This is a genomic window from Vibrio satsumensis, assembly GCF_050337435.1.
GTDB classification, from domain to species: domain Bacteria; phylum Pseudomonadota; class Gammaproteobacteria; order Enterobacterales; family Vibrionaceae; genus Vibrio; species Vibrio satsumensis.
The window spans coordinates 458,211-482,316 of the sequence record NZ_JAKJSX010000003.1 but is presented as its reverse complement, the minus strand read 5'-3'; the positions used below and the strand labels follow the sequence as shown (position 1 = coordinate 482,316).

General features: G+C 43.6%; 22 protein-coding genes. 13 read left to right on the top strand and 9 right to left on the bottom strand.

What is annotated here, in order from left to right; all coding sequences use genetic code 11:
* The first annotated feature begins 42 nt into the window (after positions 1-42).
* From L4C44_RS02280 to L4C44_RS02270, 3 genes are all read left to right on the top strand, one after another.
* Positions 43-2,337: a hypothetical protein gene (locus L4C44_RS02280; RefSeq protein ID WP_428804273.1), complete on the top strand. Its 2,295-nt coding sequence runs from the start codon at positions 43-45 to the stop codon at positions 2,335-2,337.
* Positions 2,327-3,946, top strand: coding sequence for a M91 family zinc metallopeptidase (locus L4C44_RS02275; protein ID WP_428804272.1), 1,620 nt, complete (start codon positions 2,327-2,329; stop codon positions 3,944-3,946). The genes L4C44_RS02280 and L4C44_RS02275 overlap by 11 nt, the downstream gene beginning before the upstream one ends.
* Positions 3,947-4,113: 167 nt before the next feature.
* Complete coding sequence (locus tag L4C44_RS02270) at positions 4,114-4,296, top strand: hypothetical protein (protein WP_428804271.1); 183 nt, start codon at positions 4,114-4,116, stop codon at positions 4,294-4,296.
* A gap of 227 nt (positions 4,297-4,523) precedes the next feature.
* Here the strand turns inward: L4C44_RS02270 and L4C44_RS02265 are convergent, their stop codons facing one another.
* Entirely contained in the window at positions 4,524-5,045 is a 522-nt protein-coding gene (locus L4C44_RS02265; protein WP_048611459.1) for a DUF2058 domain-containing protein, read from the bottom strand.
* Between the two features lie 402 nt (positions 5,046-5,447).
* Between L4C44_RS02265 and L4C44_RS02260 the strand changes: the two genes are divergently transcribed.
* Both L4C44_RS02260 and L4C44_RS02255 read left to right on the top strand, forming a co-directional pair.
* Entirely contained in the window at positions 5,448-6,782 is a 1,335-nt protein-coding gene (locus tag L4C44_RS02260) for a sphingomyelin phosphodiesterase (RefSeq protein WP_428804270.1), read from the top strand.
* Between the two features lie 39 nt (positions 6,783-6,821).
* The gene (locus tag L4C44_RS02255) at positions 6,822-7,772 is read left to right on the top strand and encodes a chromosome partitioning protein ParA (RefSeq protein ID WP_428804348.1); all 951 of its coding nucleotides are present in this window, start codon (positions 6,822-6,824) and stop codon (positions 7,770-7,772) included.
* A gap of 4 nt (positions 7,773-7,776) precedes the next feature.
* On the opposite strand, the gene L4C44_RS02250 is transcribed toward L4C44_RS02255, so the two are convergent.
* Positions 7,777-8,811, bottom strand: coding sequence for an AraC family transcriptional regulator (locus L4C44_RS02250; RefSeq protein WP_428804269.1), 1,035 nt, complete (start codon positions 8,809-8,811; stop codon positions 7,777-7,779).
* A gap of 170 nt (positions 8,812-8,981) precedes the next feature.
* Here L4C44_RS02250 and L4C44_RS02245 point away from each other — a divergent pair, with 170 nt between their 5' ends.
* Positions 8,982-9,995 carry a DUF2804 domain-containing protein gene (locus L4C44_RS02245; protein WP_428804268.1) on the top strand — a complete coding sequence of 338 codons (1,014 nt, stop codon included), beginning with the start codon at positions 8,982-8,984 and terminating at the stop codon, positions 9,993-9,995.
* Positions 9,996-10,035: 40 nt separating this feature from the next.
* On the top strand, positions 10,036-10,884 hold the full coding sequence (locus L4C44_RS02240) for a sterol desaturase family protein (protein ID WP_428804267.1): 849 nt from the start codon (positions 10,036-10,038) through the stop codon (positions 10,882-10,884).
* Positions 10,885-10,899: 15 nt separating this feature from the next.
* Here the strand turns inward: L4C44_RS02240 and L4C44_RS02235 are convergent, their stop codons facing one another.
* From L4C44_RS02235 to L4C44_RS02220, 4 genes are read right to left on the bottom strand one after another with little or no spacing between them, the layout of a single operon-like run.
* Complete coding sequence (locus L4C44_RS02235) at positions 10,900-13,338, bottom strand: carboxypeptidase-like regulatory domain-containing protein (protein WP_428804266.1); 2,439 nt, start codon at positions 13,336-13,338, stop codon at positions 10,900-10,902.
* A 47-nt stretch (positions 13,339-13,385) separates the two neighbouring features.
* Positions 13,386-14,096 carry a fimbrial biogenesis chaperone gene (locus tag L4C44_RS02230; protein WP_146491234.1) on the bottom strand — a complete coding sequence of 237 codons (711 nt, stop codon included), beginning with the start codon at positions 14,094-14,096 and terminating at the stop codon, positions 13,386-13,388.
* Positions 14,093-14,530: a DUF4402 domain-containing protein gene (locus tag L4C44_RS02225; RefSeq protein WP_428804265.1), complete on the bottom strand. Its 438-nt coding sequence runs from the start codon at positions 14,528-14,530 to the stop codon at positions 14,093-14,095. The genes L4C44_RS02230 and L4C44_RS02225 overlap by 4 nt, the downstream gene beginning before the upstream one ends.
* 48 nt (positions 14,531-14,578) lie before the next feature.
* Positions 14,579-15,013 (bottom strand): DUF4402 domain-containing protein, encoded by a 435-nt coding sequence (locus tag L4C44_RS02220; RefSeq protein WP_146491236.1) that lies wholly within the window; start codon positions 15,011-15,013, stop codon positions 14,579-14,581.
* Positions 15,014-15,968: 955 nt separating this feature from the next.
* On the opposite strand from L4C44_RS02220, the gene sbcB reads away from it, so the two are divergent.
* The 5 genes from sbcB to purT all read left to right on the top strand — a co-directional run bounded on the left by sbcB (position 15,969) and on the right by purT (position 21,051).
* Complete coding sequence (sbcB, locus tag L4C44_RS02215) at positions 15,969-17,393, top strand: exodeoxyribonuclease I (protein WP_146491237.1); 1,425 nt, start codon at positions 15,969-15,971, stop codon at positions 17,391-17,393.
* Positions 17,394-17,418: 25 nt separating this feature from the next.
* On the top strand, positions 17,419-17,790 hold the full coding sequence (locus L4C44_RS02210; RefSeq protein ID WP_004734867.1) for a CidA/LrgA family protein: 372 nt from the start codon (positions 17,419-17,421) through the stop codon (positions 17,788-17,790).
* Positions 17,791-17,792: 2 nt separating this feature from the next.
* Positions 17,793-18,470 (top strand): LrgB family protein, encoded by a 678-nt coding sequence (locus L4C44_RS02205; RefSeq protein ID WP_004734865.1) that lies wholly within the window; start codon positions 17,793-17,795, stop codon positions 18,468-18,470.
* Positions 18,471-18,820: 350 nt separating this feature from the next.
* The gene (gene cdd / locus L4C44_RS02200) at positions 18,821-19,708 is read left to right on the top strand and encodes a cytidine deaminase (protein ID WP_428804264.1); all 888 of its coding nucleotides are present in this window, start codon (positions 18,821-18,823) and stop codon (positions 19,706-19,708) included.
* 167 nt (positions 19,709-19,875) lie between these two features.
* Positions 19,876-21,051 carry a formate-dependent phosphoribosylglycinamide formyltransferase gene (gene purT / locus L4C44_RS02195; protein ID WP_428804263.1) on the top strand — a complete coding sequence of 392 codons (1,176 nt, stop codon included), beginning with the start codon at positions 19,876-19,878 and terminating at the stop codon, positions 21,049-21,051.
* Between the two features lie 116 nt (positions 21,052-21,167).
* Here the strand turns inward: purT and L4C44_RS02190 are convergent, their stop codons facing one another.
* On the bottom strand, positions 21,168-21,821 hold the full coding sequence (locus tag L4C44_RS02190) for a thiopurine S-methyltransferase (RefSeq protein WP_146491239.1): 654 nt from the start codon (positions 21,819-21,821) through the stop codon (positions 21,168-21,170).
* A gap of 324 nt (positions 21,822-22,145) precedes the next feature.
* Here L4C44_RS02190 and L4C44_RS02185 point away from each other — a divergent pair, with 324 nt between their 5' ends.
* The gene (locus L4C44_RS02185; protein WP_012604146.1) at positions 22,146-22,925 is read left to right on the top strand and encodes a RelA/SpoT domain-containing protein; all 780 of its coding nucleotides are present in this window, start codon (positions 22,146-22,148) and stop codon (positions 22,923-22,925) included.
* A gap of 97 nt (positions 22,926-23,022) precedes the next feature.
* Here the strand turns inward: L4C44_RS02185 and L4C44_RS02180 are convergent, their stop codons facing one another.
* Both L4C44_RS02180 and ihfA read right to left on the bottom strand, forming a co-directional pair.
* Positions 23,023-23,403 carry a c-type cytochrome gene (locus L4C44_RS02180; RefSeq protein WP_371714800.1) on the bottom strand — a complete coding sequence of 127 codons (381 nt, stop codon included), beginning with the start codon at positions 23,401-23,403 and terminating at the stop codon, positions 23,023-23,025.
* A gap of 170 nt (positions 23,404-23,573) precedes the next feature.
* Complete coding sequence (ihfA, locus tag L4C44_RS02175) at positions 23,574-23,870, bottom strand: integration host factor subunit alpha (protein WP_004734853.1); 297 nt, start codon at positions 23,868-23,870, stop codon at positions 23,574-23,576.
* Positions 23,871-24,106: the final 236 nt, after the last annotated feature.

Here is a 24,106-nt window from a genome sequence, read left to right as displayed (position 1 = left end):
GTGCTATCCACCTAACCGCGATAAAAAAACTAGTATTTGAATATGACCAAAAAAAACGATCTATGGTGGCTCACAGCTATCGTATATAGTCCTTTATCAGCCGCACTTTGCTTAAGTGACGGAGTTCAAGATACACAATCACTACACACAATAAACAATAATCGGGCCGCTTTATGGTCTCAAAATGAGCTTTATGCAGAGCCAGATTTTGGTACTGCGTTAGGCGAACTTGAACTCATTGCGCACGCGCAATCTTTCGCATCAGCATGGCCACAAACAGAGAAAGCGTTAGCTAATGTCCCGCAGACATTCGAAAGCTCGTTAAGCCAAGAAAGCCTAATAAACCGACTAGGTCAGGCTGGTTCTTCGACGTTGGAAGTATTAGGACCAATCGGAGATGCAGTCGCAGTCGGCTTTTGGGTCGACAACATGGTCCAAACATTCTCTCAGGAATCCTCAACTCGGCTCGATAAAGCGGCCTCTATCTTTTCCTTAGTTCCTCTAGTTGGTGATGAGCTAAACCTATTATCGAATGACATTAAGTACTTCGCAGCCAAAGAAAAAATCACCGAATTTGAAAACCAATCACATTACGTGTTTACCAACCACTCCTCAGAATTTTCTCGTTTCCACCACAAAAAAGAGGACGCAATTTCTCTACTTAACAAATACGACAATCACGTATTACACAGTGCCTCAATGTACGTCGACCACCTGCTTCTTGAAGCAGACACCGAATACCGACGACTCACCTCTGCATACGATAGGCAACTTTCTAAGCAAATGGCTCGAATTGATTTAGAACTGTTGAAGTCAATCGGACACCTTTCCCCTGATTCAAATCTAAACCAACCTCTATGCCAAAACGGTCGATCCTCTTTAACAGAGATCGAACGCTGCATTCGCACTGAAGGACCAGCACGCATTGATGATCTGATTAACAACCTGAACGCAGATAACTATCACGTGCTCGCTTTAAATATACATAGCAAAAAAAGAGAACTTGTTGAAATCGCTTTGCGCCGACTATCCACACACAGAGAGAACATAGTTAAACGGCTCATAGAAAGGCCAAAGCCTCACGTGGCATCGATCATTACACAAAGCAAAATCAACCGAAGTATATTGGAATTTCAAGTAAGGCAAAGTGGATTGAGAGAGTATGCGAAAGAAATGTGGGATATCGATTACCTGAGCGAGGAACAACTCAGTACAGCAACTATAGAAGTCCGTCCCGCAAGAACTTGCTGGGGTGTTCCTTCCATTGCCCCAGGCGGTATTCAAGCTTCTCTAGATGCATGTAAAGACTCTGGCCCATTGTATGATACTTACCATCCTAAAAAAGACGCTGAGTTATCCGAGTTGTTGCTAAAAAAGGTAGAATTTAATGTCGAAAAGCATATTGCATCAAGGATTATTAATGGTTGGCCCACTGGCTTATTTAGAACTCAGCTAATCAACACCGCTAGCGCTTACATATCAGGCCAGTCATCGAATAAACTATTTGAAGAGCTAGTGTCCGAGTTAGCGAACATCCAGATTCTTAGCTACCAAACGCCTTTCAGCGAATACTTAGATAGCAAAGGAATTGACAGCTCTGATCCAAATGTTCGTAAAAGTTGGTATCAGATTAGCCGTTGGTATGAACTGCTGCTAACAGAGCGACCGAGCGGCGGAGTGTTAGATCAAATCAAACAATATGAAATTTTTAAACATTTTATTCAACCTCAATTCAAGCTCGCGATTTCAATGTCTTACATCCGCTCTCTCAACTACTCGTTACCGTATCCAAGTGTATACTCTGCAGCAAACCTTAGGTTTTATGCCCCTGAAATGGCAGACATACTCGATGACGTGATGTCGCAGCCAAGCGCTCACTTTGAACGAAACTTTCAAAGCGCTATTGAAAGCATCATTGAAAAGGCAATGAAGACGACGAATGCCAACCAACTTCAATATTTATTAGGCGACCTTTCGCTCTATCTACAAATCGCACAACATCAGCAGTCAGAAGTCAATGTATCACCTAACAGCAAGCATCAGCTGTTTAACAGTACGCTTTCAACTCCTCACCTAAACTACCTTTCCAATGAGTATCAAGATGAAATGGAACAACAGGTAGCTTATGTAGCTTCGCATGCGCTATGGAGCCAGCTAGCGGACATAAAAATAGCGTTGAACGAAGGAAACCTTGAGTCTGCAATTGACCAACTTGGGCAAATCATTAAACAAGAAGAGCTGACTCTGCTTCCACATATCACCCATTTTCTTCTTGTAGAACTCGAAGATTGGATTGAATTACAAATAGCGTTAGAGGAGTCAGTTTATGAAAAATAGTATTATCCTAGCCCTATCAGGGTTTTTAATGCTTGTTAACTCAATAAATACATACGCAGGAAAAGGGTCAGAATTTGGTCTTTTTTACGATGCTCCGGATGGCGTAAAAGTCATTGCTGGCTACAATTCAGACACCTACGGAAAACTCTATCGCATGTCGAGAAACCTCTATGTACAAACAAAGAGTGACGCCTACCTCTCCGATATGAGCGTATTGATCCGCAAACTGCAGCTATCGCAAACTGGACGAGAAATCTTACGACAAATAGCAACTTACACACCGGTCAATGCGCCGAATGATGGTGTTGCCCCATTAATTGAACACACGATAGGGGTCGAACAGTCTAAAGCTACTATTGTCACTGTGATAAGAGAACCAGAAGGACCAGGAAGACTCTTTGAGACGATACCCTCTATATTTGAAGATCAACAAAAGGCCTCGCTTGCTTGGCAGCGACAATTTAATGGTAAGGGGGTCTCGAATACGGTTTACTTCTCCACCACGGAGATAGTCAATATTCCAGGAACAGAGACACCGTTTGATCAAACCGTCGCATTAGGGCATGAACTCATACACGCGAGAGACTTCTCTTCTGGTGCCGTCCCTCAAGGTAATGCGCCTCTGTCTCACCGACACCCAGACACCAATAAAGCGACAGAGTATGTGATTCCAAATTATGAATATCAGACCACAGGAATTACTCACTACAACAATGCTGAACACGGTCGAGATCCCGTTACGGAAATCAGTAATGCCAGGCAGTCAATCATCAACCTTCGTGAAGAGATGTACTTCCAATGGAAAGCGCTAGGACAAGAAAAACCTAAGGCGTATTTAAAAAATGAAAAGCTCGTGAGTGAATTTCATTTGGCTGACGATTTGGGAAAAGTAAAAAGAAACACCTATTGGCCGAAAGAGCACTACGACTACAAGCCATATACGCTTGAAACAAGACCATCCGCAACACCTCAGCATGCACCGAACTGGGATACTGTAGAAGGGAAAATGGCACATATCGAAATTAGACAAGCACTAAAGAAATCGTTAAGTGAAGGTAACAAACCTGCGATTGTTATCGTTGATGCTACCGAACAACGCTTATCTCAAAGCTTGCAAAATTCACCAGCGCTGACACGCAGAGGACTCGGAAACCAAAGTTCAATTCTGAAATACGCTGCTCAAAACGATATTAAAGTGGTCAATATTTATAGCAAGCAGAATGAGACCCCACTTAGCTCCTTAAAGAAACGTAAAAAGAGCCTTCTTTATCGTTCAATTTCAGGCAAACAGACAGACGCAGACCAGGGTTACAGTGATGTTCAATACAGCAAAAACAATCAAAGCACGTTAGTCTCAGCGCTTGAAGAAAATGATGAAGTTTTGGTCATGGCCTACTCCGATGGAAAAGTGACAACTAATGTAATCGATAGCCTATCTGGTGGCATGGATAAACAAGTGGTTGTATCCAGATACGCTAACTTAGATTACCAACCTTCAAACCTTAGTGCGGAAGAAAGTACTGCATGGAAGGCACTTAGCAACAAAGAGAATGTGAAAATGTTAGGTGGAGGTAGCCGCTCTCGCTTCAATATATGTAGCATCCAGTAGAACTCGAAGCACCTAATATCACTGCTCCTTTCTGTGGCCAAGCACAGCAACAAGTAGCGAGTTTATGACAAATAAACCCGCTACTTGACTTAAAAATGAAATCACAACGAAACAAAAGTTTGAGTTAATGGGGCCGTTTATACACTGGTATTCCATCAGGAGGATCTATGAAACACTGCCCATCTTGTTCAACTGAACTGGTCGCAAGAGACGATGTACAAATTTGCCCGCGCAATGAAATCGGTGACTGCTATTTTGATGGCTATGAGCAATATCAGCTAGAATATCATCAACTTAAACATAGCCAACAAGACTCAACTTTCGACATCACAGACATTGTTGCCGATTAGCAGGCCAAAGCCGTAGTCGATAACCTACCAGTAAAGCGGTCGTAAGTGAGACACTCGCAATGAATTATTTCTCGAACATAGATACATGACTGGTTCAGATGAACCCGTAAATAATTCTATGCAGTTGCCAACATTGAAAAAGCCCCGATGCAAGACACATCGGGGCTTTTTAATACTTCTTCAACGCTACAAGTAATTGACGAATTAAATAGTGGTTTAGTCGAGGACTACCACATTAAATCATCTGGGATCACGAAGTCTTTGTACGGATCATCTTCGTCTACTTCGTCTGTGCTACCTGCCTGCGTATCAACAATAGATTCTTCGTCACGCATGGCAATCTTGTTCGCTACCGCAGTAGGGATAACAACATAGCTTTCGCCTTGACGCGCGATACTTAGGATACCTTTACTTAGTTGCTTTTGAGTCAGCTCTTCTACGTAAAGGTATTTAACTAGCGTACCGTCAGTAAAGTTGTATTTAATCTCACCGTTCTTCTGTTCGAGCTTGTTCATCTCGATCAATTGCTTCACTTGAGCTTTAATTTCTTTGCTCAACTGTTGTTCTTTCAACTGTTGGTTTAGCTCTTTGTCTTTCGCTTGCTGCGCCAGTTTAGTTTCTTCAGCTGCCGCTTTTGCTTCACGAGACTGAACGCGAGACTTTTTAGAGCCTTTCTTCGCCTTCTTTAATTTTTTCTCATTTACCAAGCCAGCTTTAAGCATTTGCTCTTGGAGTGTTAACTTTGCCATGACTTTCCCAGTTCAGGATTAAAAACGACACTATCATACCTGTTTTTGAGGAATCTGTTTACTGAACAATGGCAAAATTTATGCTGATAGAGCAAGGCGGTTAACGTTATCCCTTATCGTGATTCAGAGCATCCATTTCTGGTTATTTCCCGACCTATGATTTCCACGAAAATACACCGCTAGTGACTTACCCTCAAATCCAAATCGTTCCTCTGTTTGTTAACGTGCGCGCGTATCACTTATCATTCCGATAAAGCAATATGTTAATTATCAATGAGTAATCGAATTTATAAAACCATGGCATATATCTAATATTTGGATAATTCTGATAGAGTTATAACTCCAATGTCACAACTCTTTACTACGTTATTCTTTAAACCAATCAGTAAGGATAACGTGAAAATGAAAACTCAATGGACTTGCCTGAGTGCATTACTTGCATCAGCTTCATTCATTTCAACCTCGGCTATTGCAGATACCGATGTGTATCTAACCAACAACACCAACCAAGTGATGACGATTCAAACCAATCATACCGGTACCGACTTACTGCAACTTGGCGATGAGTGGCAACAACACGTTGAGCAGATTGGCCCGTGGGAAACCAAAAAACTGATCAGTTTCAATCGCTGGACAGGCGTAAAGTCCGGTAAGACATACAAGTTTGACACAGTGGTATCAAACTCTATTGGAGAAAGTGTCACGCTCAATCAAACCATGGAAGGACATTGGTATAATTCGACACTGCAACATGGTTTGAGTGCCGCAGACATCAACCTAACTTTGCATGACGATCGTAATATTCATCGCAGCACAACCGATGCTTTTGATGTGAATACTGAACTTGCCTTCAAAGCTGATAACACCGCTCGCTACGATGATATTTACTACACCATCACCCCACAGAAAGTGGATGAGCAACCAGAGCCAGATGCCAACACATTGAAAGTGATGACCTACAACATTTGGGCTCTACCCGCTATCGCTTCGCACATCGGCGATCGTTACGACCTCATCCCTCAATACGTTAAGGGCTACGACGTGTTAGCGCTTCAAGAAGTGTTTGCCAACGGACGAGATGAGTTCTTACGTGAACTAGCGAAAGAGTATCCTTACCAAACCAAGATGCTTGATAAAGATGGCATCAACATCTATGACGGCGGCGTGATCATTGTGAGCCGTTACCCTATCGTCAACGAAGCACAGTACGTGTTCCCTGATTGCACCGGAACGGATTGTTTCGCTGACAAAGGCGTGAATTACGCTGAAGTCATCAAGAATGGTCAGGCTTACCATGTATTTGGTACTCACACCGCATCATTTGATACCGATACCGCTCGTGACTACCGACAGCGTCAATTTAAACAGATGCGTCAGCTTGCTCAATCACTGGAAATACCAACTTCAGAGACGGTTATTTACAGCGGTGACTTTAACGTGAACAAGCTGAAGTTCCCTAGCGACTACCAAGAGATGTTCGCTAACTTGCAGGCCGAAGAGCCACAATATTCAGGTTACACCGCGTCTACTTTTGACCCTCGCATCAACAACTTTGCAGGCGAACCTATGTCGGGTGGCGAGAATGTTGAGTATCTCGATTATGTAGTGGTGAGTTCAGAGTATGCTGCTAAAGCTCATAACGACAATCGTGTGGATGTCCCAAGATCAACAAGCAGTGAGTTATGGAAGCACTACAACCTTTCAGACCACTTCCCTGTTAGCGCCCTCATTAAGTAACTCGGTGAACCCATAATGCATCGAGTCATCTTAATCCTAATGCTCGTCTTAACGACGGGCATTATTGGCTATTCTTGGTCATCAAAATCCACTGAAACACCGCTATCTTCTGCTCAACACACAGAAGCAAAACAGCGGGTTTCTACGACAACTGATGACGACAATTCCACGCCAACTGCAACCGCCAGTTCGGAAAATGCAGCATCGCAGAACAAACAAGCCGAAGCAGAATCATCGGGCGGAGAAACGCATGTTAAAAACTTAAGCGAACTTGAAGGTAAAGCTCTATTCGATGAACTCGATGGGTTCTGGGCGCTTTGCAAACAACGCGATGACTGCACTGAACAACTCGTACGATTGAAATCAGAATTACCGAGCATATGGTTTGAGTTACTGAGCGACTATCCGCAGCTATTCGTCGATTGGCAATTAACCCAAAGTACCATCCCTCTTGAACCCATAGAGACTCTTGAAGAGCGTGTTGCCCTATTCAAACAGTCTGCACGGCAAGTGTGGGGAGAGTTGGCCCACCAGCTATTCGCAGACCAATTTGCTCATCTAGATTTTACGCTTGACGCCAATACCCTTGAAGAGAACGAAGCGAGCCAGTTTTTGGCCAACTATCAAGATTTGCTTAGTGAATGGCAAAACAATACAGCGACATTAAACGCCGAAACACAGCTTCAAAAATATGAACTGGCAGTCTCTTTGATACCCAGCAGCTATAGCCCTGCTGAAATCGCATCAGTCAAAGCCGACCTTCAAGAAACCTACTTAGATGAAACGCAGACCAGCAAAATTACCGCGCGAGAACAACAAATCGCACAACAGCAACAAACCGTGATGACTTATCATGAGCAACTTGATCAGCTCAAAGCGACCTTGGACTCTCAGCGAAGCTCAAGTTATGCCACTTGGACTCAACAAGATTGGGACAGTTACTATCAGCAGCAAGTATCCGATTTCAGGGAGCAGTTTTTTAGCAAGTAACGCTTTAACTTAAACCGTTACGGAACTGAGCAGGCGTTTTATTGAGCCACCCTTTAAACGCCCTTCTGAAATTTGCAGGGTCGCTATAACCAAGCCTTTCACCAATATCATCAATGCTCATGGATGTGCCAAGTAATAGCTCTTTGGCTAGTTCCACTCGAACTTCGGTAAGCAATACTTGATAACTGGAATCATGAGTAACCAGCTCTCTCCTGAGCGTGCGAGAGCTACAACCAAATTCGTCTGCGAGCTGTTCTATATTCGGGAAACAGCCTGCGGTTTGATAAAAAATCGTTTTGATCTGGTTAGTTAGCAAATGTTCCGAGTCCAATGTCTCAACTATCGACTGGCAAGACGCAAGGTAGCGCTTCAGTGTCGCTGCATCATGAGTCAATAAGGTTTGTGACAAAACCGAGGCATCAAAACGCAGTTCACAATGGCTCTGCTCAAAAACTACAGGGCACTGGAAACGCTCGTCATAGAGCTTGGCGTAATTAGTGCGAGCATAAGGCAAAGCCAAAGTGTGAATATCCAACTCATGACCAGTCAGTTCTTTGAACAAAGAGACGATTGAACTCAAGAAATACTCACTGCAGAAAGGAAGCAGATCGCCCACTTCCAAGGTGTTCTCAATCTGAATCACTGCTTGCTCGGAATCTAGAAACAATTTAACCGAGAAGATAGGTCCATTCAGGCGCAAATACTTGAAGCCCGACTTGATGGCCTCCCCGACATTTTGACTGGTCGATAGCGCATAACCCAACACACCAAAGTGGCTCAAGCTAGCGTGCTCCCCCAACCAAAGCCCCAAGCCATCATGAGGAAAACTCTGATTAGCCGCGCTAAACAACGAAAGCTTGTCAGCGTAAGTCAGCTTTCCATTCGGGTCTCGCCAATCCATGGTTTCTAAACCCACATCCATGAGTAGTCTTTCAATATCGACGCCTCGTTGCTCTAGCGTATTTAACAGCAGCGCAATATCTAATGTACCCAACTGATACCGATGTCCGGTTGGCTTATACTCCGCGATAATCTCCAATCGTCTCTCCTTATATCGAGCACATTCCCATAAATATGACTACTCAGCCTCAACAACACATGCTGACAAAATCGTGACTGGTAACGCGCTCTTGTCCGAATATGACCTCCCAATTCTACGCGACTCATCGCACAATGGCTTTAGTTGTTAAATTTATGTGAACCATCGCAATGATAAAAACCAGCCCAGCCCCACACAGTTTGATTGATTCGAATGGTCAGCCGACCATCGGACATTTCGATGGCATCCCTAAACACCTGAACATAGAGAATTTTGACTATCGAAACTCGATGGATGCAAAAGCAAACTCTTGGCAGAAGCACTTCCACTACAAACAATTCCAGTTTGTCAGCATCGTCACCGACACACACATTATCGGCGTCGCTATCGCGGATATTCGTTACTTAGGCTCGGCATTTTGTTATCTGTACGACATAGAAAACAACCATCTGGAAGAGTCATCTTGGTTGAGGCCATTAGGGTTTGATAAGCATGTAACGCCTTCACCATTTGAAGGAAAGACAAGCATTGCAGATCAAAGCATTACTTTCGATATTGAAGGCGGACAATGGCGAGTTCGCTTGAATACCAAACTCATCAAGGCCGATATCGCTTTAGAGCCTGAAACTAATAGCTTGCCCATGGCGATGTGCAGCCCAACCGGTTATTCAGGTTGGACTTACACTCAAAAGCACAATGCTTTGCGCATCACGGGCGACATCCAAATCAAAGAAGAATCACTCGATCTCGAACCAGCTCGTGCTGGGTATGACTTTTCAGCGGGTTACATGAGATGTGAAACCAGTTGGCGCTGGGCAAGTATCAACACGCAATCCAATGGCAGTGATATTGGCCTGAACCTCGCGGCGGGCGTGAACGAAACCGGAGGCTGCGAAAACGTATTATGGGTGAATGGAACCCGGCACTTACTTAACCCAGTACAGTTTACGTTTAGTCGCCAAGACACTAATTTACCTTGGCAGATAACATCGCAAGATGGGCGCATCAACCTGACGTTTACCCCTATTAACCGACGCAGTGAAAAACTCAACTTATGGGTACTTAAAAGTAACTTCCGACAGTTCATCGGCCACTTTTCAGGCTCAATTCAAGACAACGACGGGATCATCCATCAGCTAGAGAATGTGCTTGGTCTTACTGAAGATCATTTCGCACGCTGGTAGCACACCTCGTCGGGAAACAAAAAGAAAAAAGGAACCGGAAATGGATATCGACTCACTGATCAATCACCCAGAATGGCTACTGCTTGTTTTAGCTCCCTTGTTCCTGCTTTGTATGTTGGCCGAGTATTTTATCGGCCAGAAGCAAGGTCGATTACCCGACAACTCGAGTTATAAATTGTCTGAAGTGCTCTGTAACTTTACGTTGGCGGGTATGCACCAGCTCTCCGATTTGTTAACCGGATTACTGATTGTTCAACTGTATCTTTGGTTATTCGGCTGGCACTTAATGGATATCGAAATGGGTGTGCTGAGTTTCATTGTGTTGATGGTGTTACAAGACTTTTTCTATTACTGGTTTCACAGGGCAAGCCACCGCGTTCGCTGGATGTGGGCGGCACACGTGGCACACCACAGTTCAGAACAGATGAACTTTAGTACTGCGTTTCGTCAGAGTTTAATGTACCCATTCGCAGGTATGTGGCTATTTTGGGTACCGTTGGTCATCATAGGTTTTGACCCTAAATGGGTCATCTTTGTGGTGCTTCTGAATCTAGGTTTGCAGTTCTTTGTCCATACACAATGGATACGGAGCTTAGGGCCATTTGAATACATCTTTAACACCCCTTCGCATCATCGAGTACATCACGGTCAAAACCCGCAATACATCGATAAGAACTACGCTGGCGTTCTGATTATTTGGGATAAGTTATTCGGTACGTTCGAGCCAGAAGTTGAAATGGTACGTTACGGCGTCACTAAACCAGTAAACAGTTTTAACCCGATAGTGGTCACCTTTCAAGAATGGAAATCCATATTCAAAGATTTAAACAACCGAGAGTTAACCATGAAACAGAAAGTTCAATTGATACTCTCGCCTCCTTCAGACTAATCAAAGCGATCAGGTCTAATACACCTTATGAAAATCAATGAGGTTGAATGTGAGGTCGCTTACCCAGAAATCTCCGTTCAAGTCGGCACCTTGCACGTATCGCTTATCTCCCATTTCTAAAGTCACAATGTATTTGCCCGCGATGAGCCCCTCTACCATGTAAAAGCCATCGCTCTCAATCTCGCTCGAATACTCAGTACCTTTCTGGATATGTTTAAAGTGGAGATAAGCACTGTTTTCTAGGTCACCTTTTACCGTGCCATCGACGCCAAATGACACCACCATTTCGATATGAGCATGAGTCAGGCCTACCTGTTTAGTATTTACAAACACAGGGTTTTGAATCGGTGTCAGGTTAAGATCGAGTGCCCCTTCATCAATATAGATAGGCAGATTATCTCGAGCTGGAACACTTGAGAATTCAAATCGGCCTTTTGCATCACTGACCGCTCGTTGGTCCAAAATTTGTAGGCTTACGCCTTGTATGGGCTGTTTGTGGTGATCGTAGACAATGCCCGTCAACTTAGAATAGTTGTATCGATTCCACTCAACAAACTCACCAATGCTTTCATCAAAGTAAGTTTTAGCACCGAATTCGGTCGTCATCTCGACACCGTATCGGTCTTCTGTTCCTTCCAGTTTAAAGAGTAAATAAGGATTCACACGAGCTTCTAAAGAGGCAGTAAACGAAACCTCATGCTTTTGATAGCGAGCCGATACGTTCGTCGTGAGCTCTTGAAAAACCTCCAGCGGATCGAGCAGGCACTCTTTACACGCATTCCTTAGGGATAGTTCCGTTCGTTCATGATGACCCGAGCCATCAACAGTTCCTGAGATATTCCACGATGTATCTGAGAACCCACTTTTGGCCAAACCAATGGTATGTAGATAGTCTTCTTGATGAGAAGCTTTGGTGTATCGATAGTCGCCAGCATATGAGACAAACAGATTACGAGCCACTTTCAAGTTGAGCTTAGGTTCAACGCTCAATTCGTCATCATCATCTCTTACCGCTAAAAAGGCTGTTAGGTTTGCAAGCGACAGGTTGTATTTGAAAACATCGTACTCCATTGACTCTAAGTCCAATTCATCGGTTTTATTAAGCTCTATCGATGCCGACTGATCGCCGTTGATCAAGATATCAAACTCCATTGGAAAGCGATTGAACTCTGGTAACCAACCGATATGACCCGCAAACCAGTGCGCTGGTAAATATCGTCCTTGAAAGCCAATCAGATCTTTGCCATGTTGCCTCATAAAGGCGCTACCCACGGTGAAGTAATCGGCAAGCCCATATTCAAGTGACACAGCGCCCGCTCGGTCTGCACCTTCGTTACCCACCACTTGTACGCCCCACTCGTTTCTTGGCAGAAATGCATCTTCTAAACCGGCAACGGTGATCTCTTCTTCCTGCCAGACACCTTTAGATAGGTAGTAGCGAAACTTGATGGTGTCACCGGGGGAAATATTGTCTTCTTCAACAACGAAGCGCCCAAACTCATCAGAGCGATAAGTGGTTTGATAAATGCCATTGACCAAAACATCGATGCTGATGTTTGGTTGAGTAGTTCGTTCGAGTTGAAGGTTGCCGAACTCTGTTTGTCGCTTTCGATTGGTATAATAGAGCCCATCTTCGAGGGTTTGATTCACGGTAAAGACGCTGCCATCTAATAACACATGGCCGACTTCCAGAGAGCCTTCGCCGTCATGAGCTTCTACCTCAATGTTGTAATAAACGATAGGGTTATCTTCTCGTGAATCAATCGACAAGCGAGACGAGGAGTGCTCAGTGCTTAATATGGTGTCTGAGATTGCGTAAACATCACCGCCAATTTCACTGTCATGATAAACCGAAGTCGCTAACCGACTCGCCAAACCCACGGCGTCAACAGGCTCGAAAATTGGCGTGTTTTCTGCTCGCTTGAGATCCTCAGCCTTCTTACGTGATTCATTTTTCATCTTAGAAATAGCGGCTTCCAGTTCAGTCAATGAACTGAATTCTGGAGTAACGGTGAGCCGATAGTCATCAATATCCCAACGCACTTTAGCCGGTATACAAGCTTGTAAGCTATACCAATGGATGTAAGTTTCTGAGTCGACGACTTGATATTTGATCGACTGGATATTGTTGTCATCGCGATAACAGATGGCTTGTTCGGTATCTAAAATGTACGGAGGAGATTCTCTTCCCACATCTTGGGGCAAATACAGTTCACAATATCCGCTCTCATCACACTGACCATTCATTTCGAGCAGATAAAAAGCGGCATTGGATATCGAAATAAAAGGCTCTTCGTAATCATCCATCATGACACGATAAAAGCTATCCCCCACTTTCCCGACTCGAACTTCAACATGGGCTGGATAGAGTTCACTCGCCTCGCTCTCTGCTTTAGATTCCGAATACGCAGCAAAAGGAAACAGTGAAGCGAGTAACAAAAGTCGCCAAAGCATGCGATTGAACACTAGCCTTTAAAGAGTCTGCGACAATGAAACGAGCACTACAGAACACATTCGTACAGAGGCTGTTCGTTCTGAACCAGTGAGATCTTCGACCCTTTTGGGAAAGGCTTAGTTAATTCAGCATTACGAAGTAGCACCACTTTTTCGCTATGCTCGTCGACATTCAATTTCGCAGTAAACTGAAAGTTACCATCGTTGCGAATCTTGATGCTTTGGCTGTCACACGCAAACTTAACATCTTGTACCTGCTCACCTTTCTGAACATAAACAGGTACATAACTGTTGATGTGAAAGTTCAATTGAAAGGCTGAACCATCACTGTTGGTTTTGCTTGAAGACAACGCAATGTCTGATAACTCTATGGCTTTTGCTATTGGGGAAAACCACAAGTAAGCACGATATTCACCATCAGCCATGTCAGCAGGCAGAGCATTCATACGTAAGCGAACCGTGCGTCTTTGATTGGGTTTAAGTTCTCGAATTATTGGTGGTGACACTTTAATCCAACTCGCGATATCTTCCGATTCAGCAATATTAGCGTCAGTTCGAACCAAGCCACTCGCCTTTACAGGGCGATAAATCGGTTTTATCTCCAAGCGAATCGGTTGATCTGAGTTATTTTCGACGACGATTTTTTCAGTCACCGAAGTGTCGGCATCCAAGACAAAACGAGTCGGAGCGATAAGTAGCTGAGCATAGGCTTGTGTTGTGAAGATTAAGCCGAGAACACATGAGATAAACAACTTCATTTATAATTAACCTCAAAAGGGATTGTACCGGTGTAAAGTCCTTCGGGGTGGTTAGCACCGATTTTCACTTTGGCGCCAATACACAATAATTTGCTTCTTCCATTCCCTTTGATTTTGGCTCGACCTCGCTTGGATAAACCGCAACCAAAATAAAACTTTCTAATACGCAGGCGCTTGGATTTACGAGAATGGTTTAGGTATTGCTTAGAAGGGAGGGAAACCACGATTTTTTTACCCGGCTCACCTTCAACATAAAAACGCACCACATAAACCTGACTATTGGCTGGGTTTGAATCCGCATTCTGACCCGATCCAGAGATATACATGCCTGCAAATTTGACTTCCATATTCTCAGGAATAATTTCTAGCGCATGAAAAGGGCTAGAATAAAAAATCAGACCGATATAAATCGCGTATTTGAATAGAATACTCATAGTAAAGACGGCTGCTTTGCAACAGCCGTAATATTATACTGGTTTCATTTATTGGTAAGTAACATCTACTGCAACGTTAGCAGTATATGTACCAGCAACTAATGTCGCACTTGAAGTACGTGCAGTACCACCAATATTAAGATCCGCAGTACCACCCGTAAGGGTAATAGCATTATTAAAGTCAAATTCAGCTGCAATCGTATTTACACCATTCACCAAGTTAGTATCAGAAATACTTACTGTTACTGCATCACCAGCCTCCCCAGAAAGAGTAAATGCCGCAGCTCCTGCATCACCTTGAGCGATAACAACATCTGTTGTGTTGTCTGAAGTGATGATACCGAAGTCCAAATCACTCGTTTTTGTCATTGTAATTGCTTGTTTTACTTCTAGTGTTGCATCAAAAGTGTCACTCACAGCGAAAACATTCGCTGAAGAGATAGAAAGTGCAGAGACAGCAACAACCTTAAAGACTTTATTCATTTCTTTAATCCTTTATATAAAATCGGTTTTATTATTAGGGTTACCTAACAGTCAACCAGAGTTAACAATTAAGTAGCAATAATCCTATTTAGAAAATATATATATTGACACTTATTTATAAAGAAATGGGACGCAGTGAGAATAAGATCACGCAAATTGATAGAAATAACACTAATAAAAATAATGGTATTGGAGCATTTCATCCAACAATATATAAAACTTGTTTTACATCCTAATCAGTTAATTAATCTATTTATTTAATCAAGCACGCCTAATTTTTTAGAACATATTAAAAATACAATACGAGATAAATTTGAAGTCAGACTAAAAAACGAAATATATAGATCAGCATGTTGCAATATAGTCTCAAATTTGAAACAAACTGGAGAAACCTTAACCTTGTAATAAAATTGAAATAATAACTGGCCAGGGGTTAATTATTTAACCTCACTATTGATAGTGTATTAAAAATAAGACATATCAAATCATTATTTATTACGGTGATTAAGACTATTAAATAACGTCCAAAAAGAAGAATAATTTGATATTAATGACTGATTCTGTGATTTGCTCTAATGACCTATTCAGTTTCATTTCTCACGAGCGTTGAATGCAGAAAAGCGCGTGACATTGAAAGCTTGATGTAAGGTAAATACAAGCGGTAACACACTCATTGCTAGACTCAGAGCGCTTTGGCTGTCCAGAGCTTACTCGCCTCTCCAAATTGTGTCCGCTTCGAGTACTTTAACCGCAGCACTTTGTTAGTTCATCTTGCCAAGAAATAATCAATCTAAGGCTCCATTCCCCCGATAGCGGTCTGATTGAATAGGAATGCAGCACTTTCCTGCAATTTATTTGTGATCTGGGTTGCACGCGTACCGCATACTATCAGATACTGAACAAAACTAACCTTCAGCCACAGTAAACGTTCTGCGCTTGCTGTTCAGGAATTTCAATGAGTTCAGATAATCAGCCGACCTACTTCTTTTTCGATTACGAAACGTGGGGCGTTAGCCCAGCAAAAGACCGTCCGAGTCAGTTTGCGGGTGTTCGTACCGACCAAGATTTCAATGTTATTGGAGAGCCTCTGGTTATCTATTGCCAACCTCCTGCTGATTACCTCCCTGCACCTGAAGCAGCACTGATCACCCGTATCACACCACAGAAGGCTGCCTCACAAGGTCTTCCTGAGCCAGAGTTTATCGCTAAGATCCATGCTGAGTTGGCCAAACCAAACACCACAAGCCTTGGCTACAACAGTATTCGATTCGATGACGAAGTAACGCGTTACACCTGTTACCGAAACTTCATTGACCCATATGCGTGGAGCTGGCAGAACGGCAACTCACGTTGGGATCTGTTAGATGTAATGCGCGCTGTTCACGCACTGCGTCCTGAAGGCATTGTTTGGCCAGAGAACGAAGAAGGTTATCCAAGCTTCAAACTGGAACACCTATCTGTGGCAAACGGCATTGAACATGAGAACGCGCACGATGCAATGGCCGATGTTATTGCGACCATCGAGTTAGCGAAGAAGCTGAAAGCAGCACAACCTAAGATGTTCGATTACCTCTACAACATGCGTCATAAGCGTAAGCTGAATGACCTGGTTGATATCGTAAACATGACACCATTGATGCACGTTTCAGGCATGTTTGGCCGAGACTGCAACTACACAAGTTGGGTTGTGCCTATGGCGTGGCACCCAACCAATCAGAATGCCGTTATCGTGGTTGATTTAGCTAAAGATCCAAGCCCGTTATTAGAACTGGATGCTGATGAACTCAGAGACAGGCTCTACACCAAACGCAGTGAACTGGGTGAAGACGAGCTACCCGTACCAATCAAATTGGTCCAACTGAACAAGTGCCCTATTCTTGCGCCAGCCAAAACACTGACGGCTGAAAATGCCGAAACCATCGGTATCGATCGCCAACAATGCTTAAAGAACCTAGCACTGCTTCGTGAACACCCAGAGATCCGCGAAAAACTGATCGGCCTCTACTCGCAAGAGCGTGAGTACGAGAAGAGTGATGATGTTGATACACACCTTTACGACGGTTTCTTTTCACCTGCTGATAAAACAGCAATGAACATCATTCGCGAAACTGACCCAAATAACTTAGCAGCTTTGGATATCACCTTCAGTGACGAACGTATTAAACCGCTACTGTTCCGTTACCGTGCTCGAAATTTCCCATGGACGCTCGACGAAGCTGAACAATTGAAATGGGCGAACCATTGTCGTGAATTTTATGAGAGCCGTTTAGAAGAGTACATGCTCAACCTTGAAAACCTCGCGCACGAACATGAAAGCGACGAGAAGAAAATGGCTATCTTGAAAGCGGTTTATCAATACGTAGAAAAGTTAGCTAGCTAATTCCATTATCAAGAGACGTAACACTTTGAAAGAAAGATTGATCCAACTGGTTTACTGCTTAATCTCCTTCACCTTAATCATAGGTGCTCTTACAGCAGGTAATGCGTTACAGCACTTTTTGGATACCTCAATCCCAGGCAGTATTTTTGGCATGTTGATTCTGTTTGCCGCCATGGTGATTGGTATTGTTCCTTCGCACTGGGTACAGCCCGGTGCAAGCTTGATTATCCGCCTAATGATCTTACTATTTGTTCCGATCAGTGTCGGGTTGATGGATCACTTCGACATGCTCATCGCGAACGCATTGCCAATTATGGCGAGCGCCGTTGGTGGCACATTACTGGTGTTGGTGTCCTTATCATGGTTCTTAGACCGCTTGCTTTCGAGAGGTAATTGATCATGTGGATTCTACTCACCATCGTGGTATTCCTGTTTGCTCGCTGGGTAAGCCAAAAAGTAAACTCGCCGCTGTGTAACCCGCTGCTTATCAGCATTGGTATAATCATTCCGATTCTCACGTTCTTCAAAGTACCGTTTGAGACTTACTATGCTGATAACACCTGGATTACCTACATGCTTCAGCCTGCGGTTGTTGCACTTGCCTACCCGCTTTATGAACAGCTACCTCAAATCAGAGCCAACTGGCGCATCATTACCTTTGCTTGCACGCTAGGCAGTGTAATGTCGATGACAACAACGGCATTAATCGCAGTGGCTTTTAAAGCGGACTTAACTTTGATCGCGAGTTTGTTAGGCAAATCAGTCACCACGCCAATTGCGATGGAAGTATCAAGCCATTTAGGTGGTGAAGCAGCGATTGCGGCAATACTGGTATTGATTGTTGGTCTGTTTGGGGCAATTTTTGCTTATCCAATCTACAATCTCATTGGTATTAAGAGCCCTATCGCCCGTGGTTTAACCATGGGTACTGTGTCTCACGCTTTAGGCACTGCAACCTGTGCTGAAAAGAATCAGGAAGATGCTGCATTCAGTTCTTTGGCTCTTGTACTTTGTGGCGTCATTACCTCAATCATCGCACCGAGTATATTTTCGCTTGTAGTTTGGTTTTATTCTTAACCACCGTGAGTGCAGTTTAAACGCTGATTGTTCATTGGTTACCTGATAGATATAGCTAGTGGTTTAAAGCGTGACAAATATCCAATTAGCCCAAGCAGAACTCTGATTATTTCAGTGTTGGCTTGGGCTTTTTTTCGCATTTAGTCAGCAATAGCAGACAAATCGCGCTCTGTTTAGCGCCAATAAGTGGGATATCAATGGTAGTTTTTGCTCTTGCAATCGATTTCATCTGTGACCTCACTCTAATTATGCAAACCAATGTAACAACAACAGCACAGTAGTGATCGATATCACAGAAAATTCCTGAGCATTGCATAGAATTAAAGCCTAAGGTCAATTAAGGATTCAACATGAACAGTCGTATTACCCTGGCGCTGGAAAGTGCTCCAACAGCAATCAAAGCACTTTTGAGTGACATCGTATTAGCAGACAACTTTGACGCGACATTGTCTCCAGAACAATTTGCTAGCTTACTGCAAGCAAGTGGTTTAGCGGATGACGAGTTACGTATTGCACTACTTCCTTTTGCCGCAGCGTATTCTTACGCTCCGTTATCTGACTTTTATGTTGGTGCAATCGTGCGCGGTTTGACCGGTACTCTGTATTTTGGTGCAAACCTTGAAATCGCTGGTGCTCAACTTGGCCAAACAGTACACGCAGAGCAATCTGCAATCAGCCACGCTTGGATGAAAGGCGAACAAGGTATCTCAGATATCACGATCAACTTCAGTCCTTGTGGTCACTGTCGTCAATTCATGAACGAACTGACAACAGCAAAAGAACTTAAAGTTCAGCTTCCACAACGTGATGAAATGTCTCTTCAAGAGTACCTGCCAGACTCATTCGGCCCTGCTGATTTAGGTGTGACAACTGGCCTAATGACGAAGCTTGATCATAAATACACGACCGAAGAAACAACGCCTATTGTTGTGGAAGCGCTAGCAGCACTAAACCGCAGCCATGCTCCTTACACCAAAAACCTAAGTGGTGTTTCACTACAACTGACGTCAGGTGAGATCTTCACGGGTGCTTATGCAGAAAATGCCGCGTTTAACCCGAGCCTACCCCCTCTGCAAGTGGCGTTGATTCAACTTAAACTGGCTGGCTTCGATTTTGAACAAATTGAAAGTGCTGCTTTGGTTGAAATCGCAGAAGGTAGCATCAGCCACCTTGCGGATACGCAATCTACATTAGAAGCGATTAATCCAGACATTCCAGTGACTTACTTAGCAATCTAAGCACATCTAATTAACAAAAATTTAAATAAGCAGCCCCATTTAACGGGGCTGCTTTTTTTATCCCTGCAATTAACGAAACAGCTCGCGCAAACGTTTGCTTTTATCGTTAAAATAAGTATGATCTCCCCGTTTTCAATCAATCGTTCAAAAGATCGGAAGGAATTTCTATGTTTGGTACTGCTACTCGTGAAAATGCTACTCGTGTACTTCTATTAGGTTCAGGTGAACTCGGCAAAGAAGTTGCTATCGAGTGCCAACGTTTAGGTTTGGAAGTTATTGCTTGTGACCGTTATGCAGACGCACCAGCGATGCAAGTTGCGCATCGTAGCCATGTATTAGACATGTTAGACGGCGATGCACTTCAAGCCATCATTGAACTAGAAAAGCCAGATTATGTGGTTCCTGAAATTGAAGCTATTGCCACCAGCAAATTGGTAGAGCTAGAAGCGCAAGGCTTGAATGTCGTTCCAACAGCTAACGCAACTAAGCTAACGATGAACCGAGAAGGTATCCGTCGCCTAGCCGCAGAAGAGCTAAAACTGAGCACTTCTCCTTACCGCTTTGCAGACACCTTTGAAGACTTCGCTGCCGCGGTTGAATTTGTCGGCATGCCTTGTGTTGTTAAACCAGTAATGAGTTCTTCAGGCAAAGGCCAGAGCGTTATCAAAACCGAAGAAGACATCCAAAAGTCGTGGGACTATGCACAAGAAGGCGGTCGCACTGGCGCTGGGCGTGTAATCGTTGAAGGCTTCATCGACTTTGATTACGAGATCACTCTTCTCACTGTTCGTGCAGTCGACGGTGTTCATTTCTGTGCACCTATCGGCCACCGCCAAGAAGACGGAGACTACCGCGAATCATGGCAGCCTCAGGTTATGTCAGACAACGCGCTTAAAGCCGCACAATACACGGCTGGACAAGTGGTTAATGCTCTAGGTGGTCATGGTATCTTTGGTGTTGAGTTGTTTGTTAAAGGCGACCATGTGATCTTCAACGAAGTATCCCCTCGCCCACACGATACTGGTTTAGTGACATTGATGTCTCAAGACTCATCGGAATTCGCACTGCACGTACGTGCCTTTACTGGTATGCCGATCAAATCAATCACGCAATACGGCCCTTGTGCATCAGCGGTTATTCTAGGCCAAGGCACTTCAACTAACATTCGTTTTGAAGGTCTTACAGAGGCGCTAGACGCACCACAAACGCAAATTCGCTTGTTTGGTAAGCCTGATATCGATGGTCGCCGCCGCCTAGGTGTGGCGCTTACTCGTCGCAACAGCACTGAGACAGCGATTGAAGATGCAATTGAGAGCGCGTCAAAAGTAAAAGTGATTTACTAACCTGCCATTCAATTCTGAACAATCACGAGTTCAAATCTGAACAATAAAAAAAGACGGGCTATCGAGCCCGTCTTTTTTATTGGTGTTATCTGTTGGCTTAACTAAGCAGACTGAACTTAAGCGTCTGACTCAATCAAATACACTTCTTCACAGAAGCGAGACAAACCTTTCTTAACAATCTTCGGATGTTCATCGTCCGCAATATCTTGATTCAACAATGTGATTTTGTACCCAGAGAACAACTGATCGATCTCTAGTTTAGGTACGCTAAACGGAGGCCCTGCCATCTCACTTTGGTCATAATCCAGAGTGACCAGAAGGATCTTTCCACCCGGTTTCAGCAGTTGTTTTAAACGCTCTACGTACTGCACTCGCATCTCTTCAGGCAGTGCGACCAAAGACGCGCGATCATAAATGGTATCAACAGGCTGGATAGGTGCAGTGAAGTAATCGCCTGTATAGATGTTCAGTTCATCAAATTGATACAGCTCGTGCTGACCGCTAATTTGAGTCACAGTCGGCGTGTAAAGGTGCTCTGCAAAAAATGCGCGAACCGCAATCTGGCTTAACTCGACACCTTGAACATCTTCATGCTTTGAAGCTAGCCAAATCAGATCTTCACTTTTGCCACAAAGTGGAACAAACACACTCTTCTCGTAGCTAGTCTCAGTCTTTTCCCAAAATTTAATCAGAAGTGGGTTTACATCTTCGAGGTGGAAACCAATTTGGTTGGCTGCCCATTTATTGTGCCAAAATTCAGGATTATTCATCTTTCGTTCATGTTAAACAGTCATAATGCAAGGGTACAGTATAGAGAGGTAAGAGCAACCTTAGCTTGGTTTAAAGTACCAAATTGGTTTCGGCAGAATCAGAAACTGGCTAAGTTCAAAGTTCTTAAAATTGCGGAACCAACGCTTGAATTATTTGTCTATATGTTCACATTTTAAAGCAATATTAAACGTTAGAGTTGGTTTCTGTCTTAGCTAGCCCCATTTAATATGTAGTGAGTTTAGTTAAGCTGTTTTTACTCTTATGCGTTACTGGTTACCCCTTTTGACTACCCGTTTTTTGTAACCTTGTATTTTGGAGTTTGAATGAGTGTATTTCTCCGTACGACGGCCCTAATGCTTCTAGTATTGAGTCGAGCGCCTGCATTCGCAGCAGCACCTGTTTCAACAAGTTCAACTGATCAATCACGCACAGCGTCATCGCAAAACCAAGTTTCATCAAATGTATTCCGCCATAGCCTAAGCGGCTTGTATGGCATAAAAGCATTCGACTCACGCCCGACTCAGCCTTATACCGACTTCGATATTCTGTACAGCAAAGCGCATCAAGGCCAAGCTGAACTAGAAACTATCTGTAAAAGTACTGCCCTACTCACCAATTCTGAAGCGCTCTTTGCTGGCGTTAAATCTCAAGCTCGTGCAGAAGAAAAAATCGCTCTTGAGCTTGATGGTGACGTAACAAAAATTACCGACTTAGCCCGTGCAACTATCATCGCGAACGATGTCGAGAGCTTGGTTGAAGTTTACGAAGCGCTAAGCCGTGAAGCAGACGTTGTTAAGCTGAAAAACAAGTTTAAATCGCCAGCTGACTCTGGTTACCGTGACCTTAACTTGTTGGTTCGCTTGCCTAAAACCAACATCATTGCAGAGGTTCAACTTCACTTAAAAGCGATTGCTGATGTGAAAAGTGGCCCTGAACACGAGCTGTACGAAATTATCCAAGGTATTGAACGTCACGCAATTGCAGAACATCGCCCAATCAACGATATCGAAGCGGCGCAAATCAATAGCCTAAGACGCCAATCTTTAGAGCTTTACCAACAAGCATGGCAACCTTACATTACCACGCACATCAAAGCGGCTTAACGCGAACCTTACCGCTACTACAAAACAAAAACGAACAAGGGCTGCTCTCGCAGCCCTTTTTAATTTCAGCGTATCTCTTATCAATCATAAGCGAACGCTATTTGTGATAGTACTCCTGAGAGCGTTCATACAAGTCCAACCGCTTTAAGGTGCTATAGAAAACAGCGACATCCTGTAAATCCTTATCAGATAGAGACTTCACGACTGACTGCATGTATAAGTCCTGACGTACATCACTTTTAAAATCACGCAATTGTTTAAGGATGTAGCTGGATTTCTGCCCCTTAATATTCGGGTAAGACTGCACGAAAGGGATGATCTTATCACCGTGACACTGGCTACATAGGTTGTTAACGAGCTTTTCTCCTGCCGTCAAGCTTGGTATGTAAGGTACTGTTTTGTCACTTTGTATTGTCAGTTTTGGCGAAACCTTTTCCACCGTTGCAGTGTTTTCGTCAGTACATGCGGAGAGTGACATTACAGCAAATAGAGCGGTGTATTTAAATTCAATTAGAATTAACTACCGTTCAGGAGAACTGAACGATGATTAGAGATTGTGCGAGAAGATAAAAAGATTGAAAACGAGTGGCAAGAATAAATACGGTGATACAAACAAAAAGACCACGCTAGGCGTGGTCTATTGCTTGGCTACTTCTCGATTTTAATATTTTCGACACGGGCCTTTAGTTTTTGTCCCGGTCTAAAAGTAACAACACGTCGAGCAGAAATTGGAATGTCTTCACCAGTTTTCGGGTTACGACCAGGTCGCTCGTTTTTCTCGCGAAGATCAAAATTACCAAAACCAGACAGTTTTACCTGTTCGCCATTTTCAAGTGCCTTACGAACCTCTTCGAAAAACACTTCAACCGTTTCCTTGGCATCCCGCTTGCTGTATCCGAGTGTCTCAAACAGGTTCTCAGCCAAATCGGCCTTCGTGAGTGCCATAAAACTTTCCTCAAAGCTATGTTATACATTGCTACCATCGCCAGTAGCGCCAAAGCATTTACCCTATCCAATCAATAAGATAAGGCCGTTTACAAGGAAAGTGTATGCCAAGCTTCTGATTTTCGCCAACTTTTTTATCTCAACTATTTAATTATTCTTTCAAATCAGAAAGATAACGCGCTTGTAAATTTACATATATAGCTAAAAAACATCTATTCCCAAGCCACCAATCAGAA

Bases quoted from the DNA above. Each gene is read 5' to 3' on its own strand.
- L4C44_RS02260 (WP_428804270.1), top strand. From the start codon at position 5,448: ATGAAAACTCAATGGACTTGCCTGAGTGCATTACTTGCATCAGCTTCA.
- L4C44_RS02220 (WP_146491236.1), bottom strand. From the start codon at position 15,013: ATGAATAAAGTCTTTAAGGTTGTTGCTGTCTCTGCACTTTCTATCTCT.
- L4C44_RS02245 (WP_428804268.1), top strand. From the start codon at position 8,982: ATGATAAAAACCAGCCCAGCCCCACACAGTTTGATTGATTCGAATGGT.
- ihfA (WP_004734853.1), bottom strand. From the start codon at position 23,870: ATGGCACTCACGAAGGCCGATTTGGCTGAGAACCTGTTTGAGACACTC.
- sbcB (WP_146491237.1), top strand. From the start codon at position 15,969: ATGAGTTCAGATAATCAGCCGACCTACTTCTTTTTCGATTACGAAACG.
- purT (WP_428804263.1), top strand. From the start codon at position 19,876: ATGTTTGGTACTGCTACTCGTGAAAATGCTACTCGTGTACTTCTATTA.
- L4C44_RS02180 (WP_371714800.1), bottom strand. From the start codon at position 23,403: ATGTCACTCTCCGCATGTACTGACGAAAACACTGCAACGGTGGAAAAG.
- L4C44_RS02225 (WP_428804265.1), bottom strand. From the start codon at position 14,530: ATGAGTATTCTATTCAAATACGCGATTTATATCGGTCTGATTTTTTAT.
- L4C44_RS02190 (WP_146491239.1), bottom strand. From the start codon at position 21,821: ATGAATAATCCTGAATTTTGGCACAATAAATGGGCAGCCAACCAAATT.
- cdd (WP_428804264.1), top strand. From the start codon at position 18,821: ATGAACAGTCGTATTACCCTGGCGCTGGAAAGTGCTCCAACAGCAATC.
- L4C44_RS02270 (WP_428804271.1), top strand. From the start codon at position 4,114: ATGAAACACTGCCCATCTTGTTCAACTGAACTGGTCGCAAGAGACGAT.
- L4C44_RS02265 (WP_048611459.1), bottom strand. From the start codon at position 5,045: ATGGCAAAGTTAACACTCCAAGAGCAAATGCTTAAAGCTGGCTTGGTA.
- L4C44_RS02275 (WP_428804272.1), top strand. From the start codon at position 2,327: ATGAAAAATAGTATTATCCTAGCCCTATCAGGGTTTTTAATGCTTGTT.
- L4C44_RS02185 (WP_012604146.1), top strand. From the start codon at position 22,146: ATGAGTGTATTTCTCCGTACGACGGCCCTAATGCTTCTAGTATTGAGT.
- L4C44_RS02255 (WP_428804348.1), top strand. From the start codon at position 6,822: ATGCTCGTCTTAACGACGGGCATTATTGGCTATTCTTGGTCATCAAAA.
- L4C44_RS02235 (WP_428804266.1), bottom strand. From the start codon at position 13,338: ATGCTTTGGCGACTTTTGTTACTCGCTTCACTGTTTCCTTTTGCTGCG.
- L4C44_RS02205 (WP_004734865.1), top strand. From the start codon at position 17,793: ATGTGGATTCTACTCACCATCGTGGTATTCCTGTTTGCTCGCTGGGTA.
- L4C44_RS02230 (WP_146491234.1), bottom strand. From the start codon at position 14,096: ATGAAGTTGTTTATCTCATGTGTTCTCGGCTTAATCTTCACAACACAA.
- L4C44_RS02240 (WP_428804267.1), top strand. From the start codon at position 10,036: ATGGATATCGACTCACTGATCAATCACCCAGAATGGCTACTGCTTGTT.
- L4C44_RS02280 (WP_428804273.1), top strand. From the start codon at position 43: ATGACCAAAAAAAACGATCTATGGTGGCTCACAGCTATCGTATATAGT.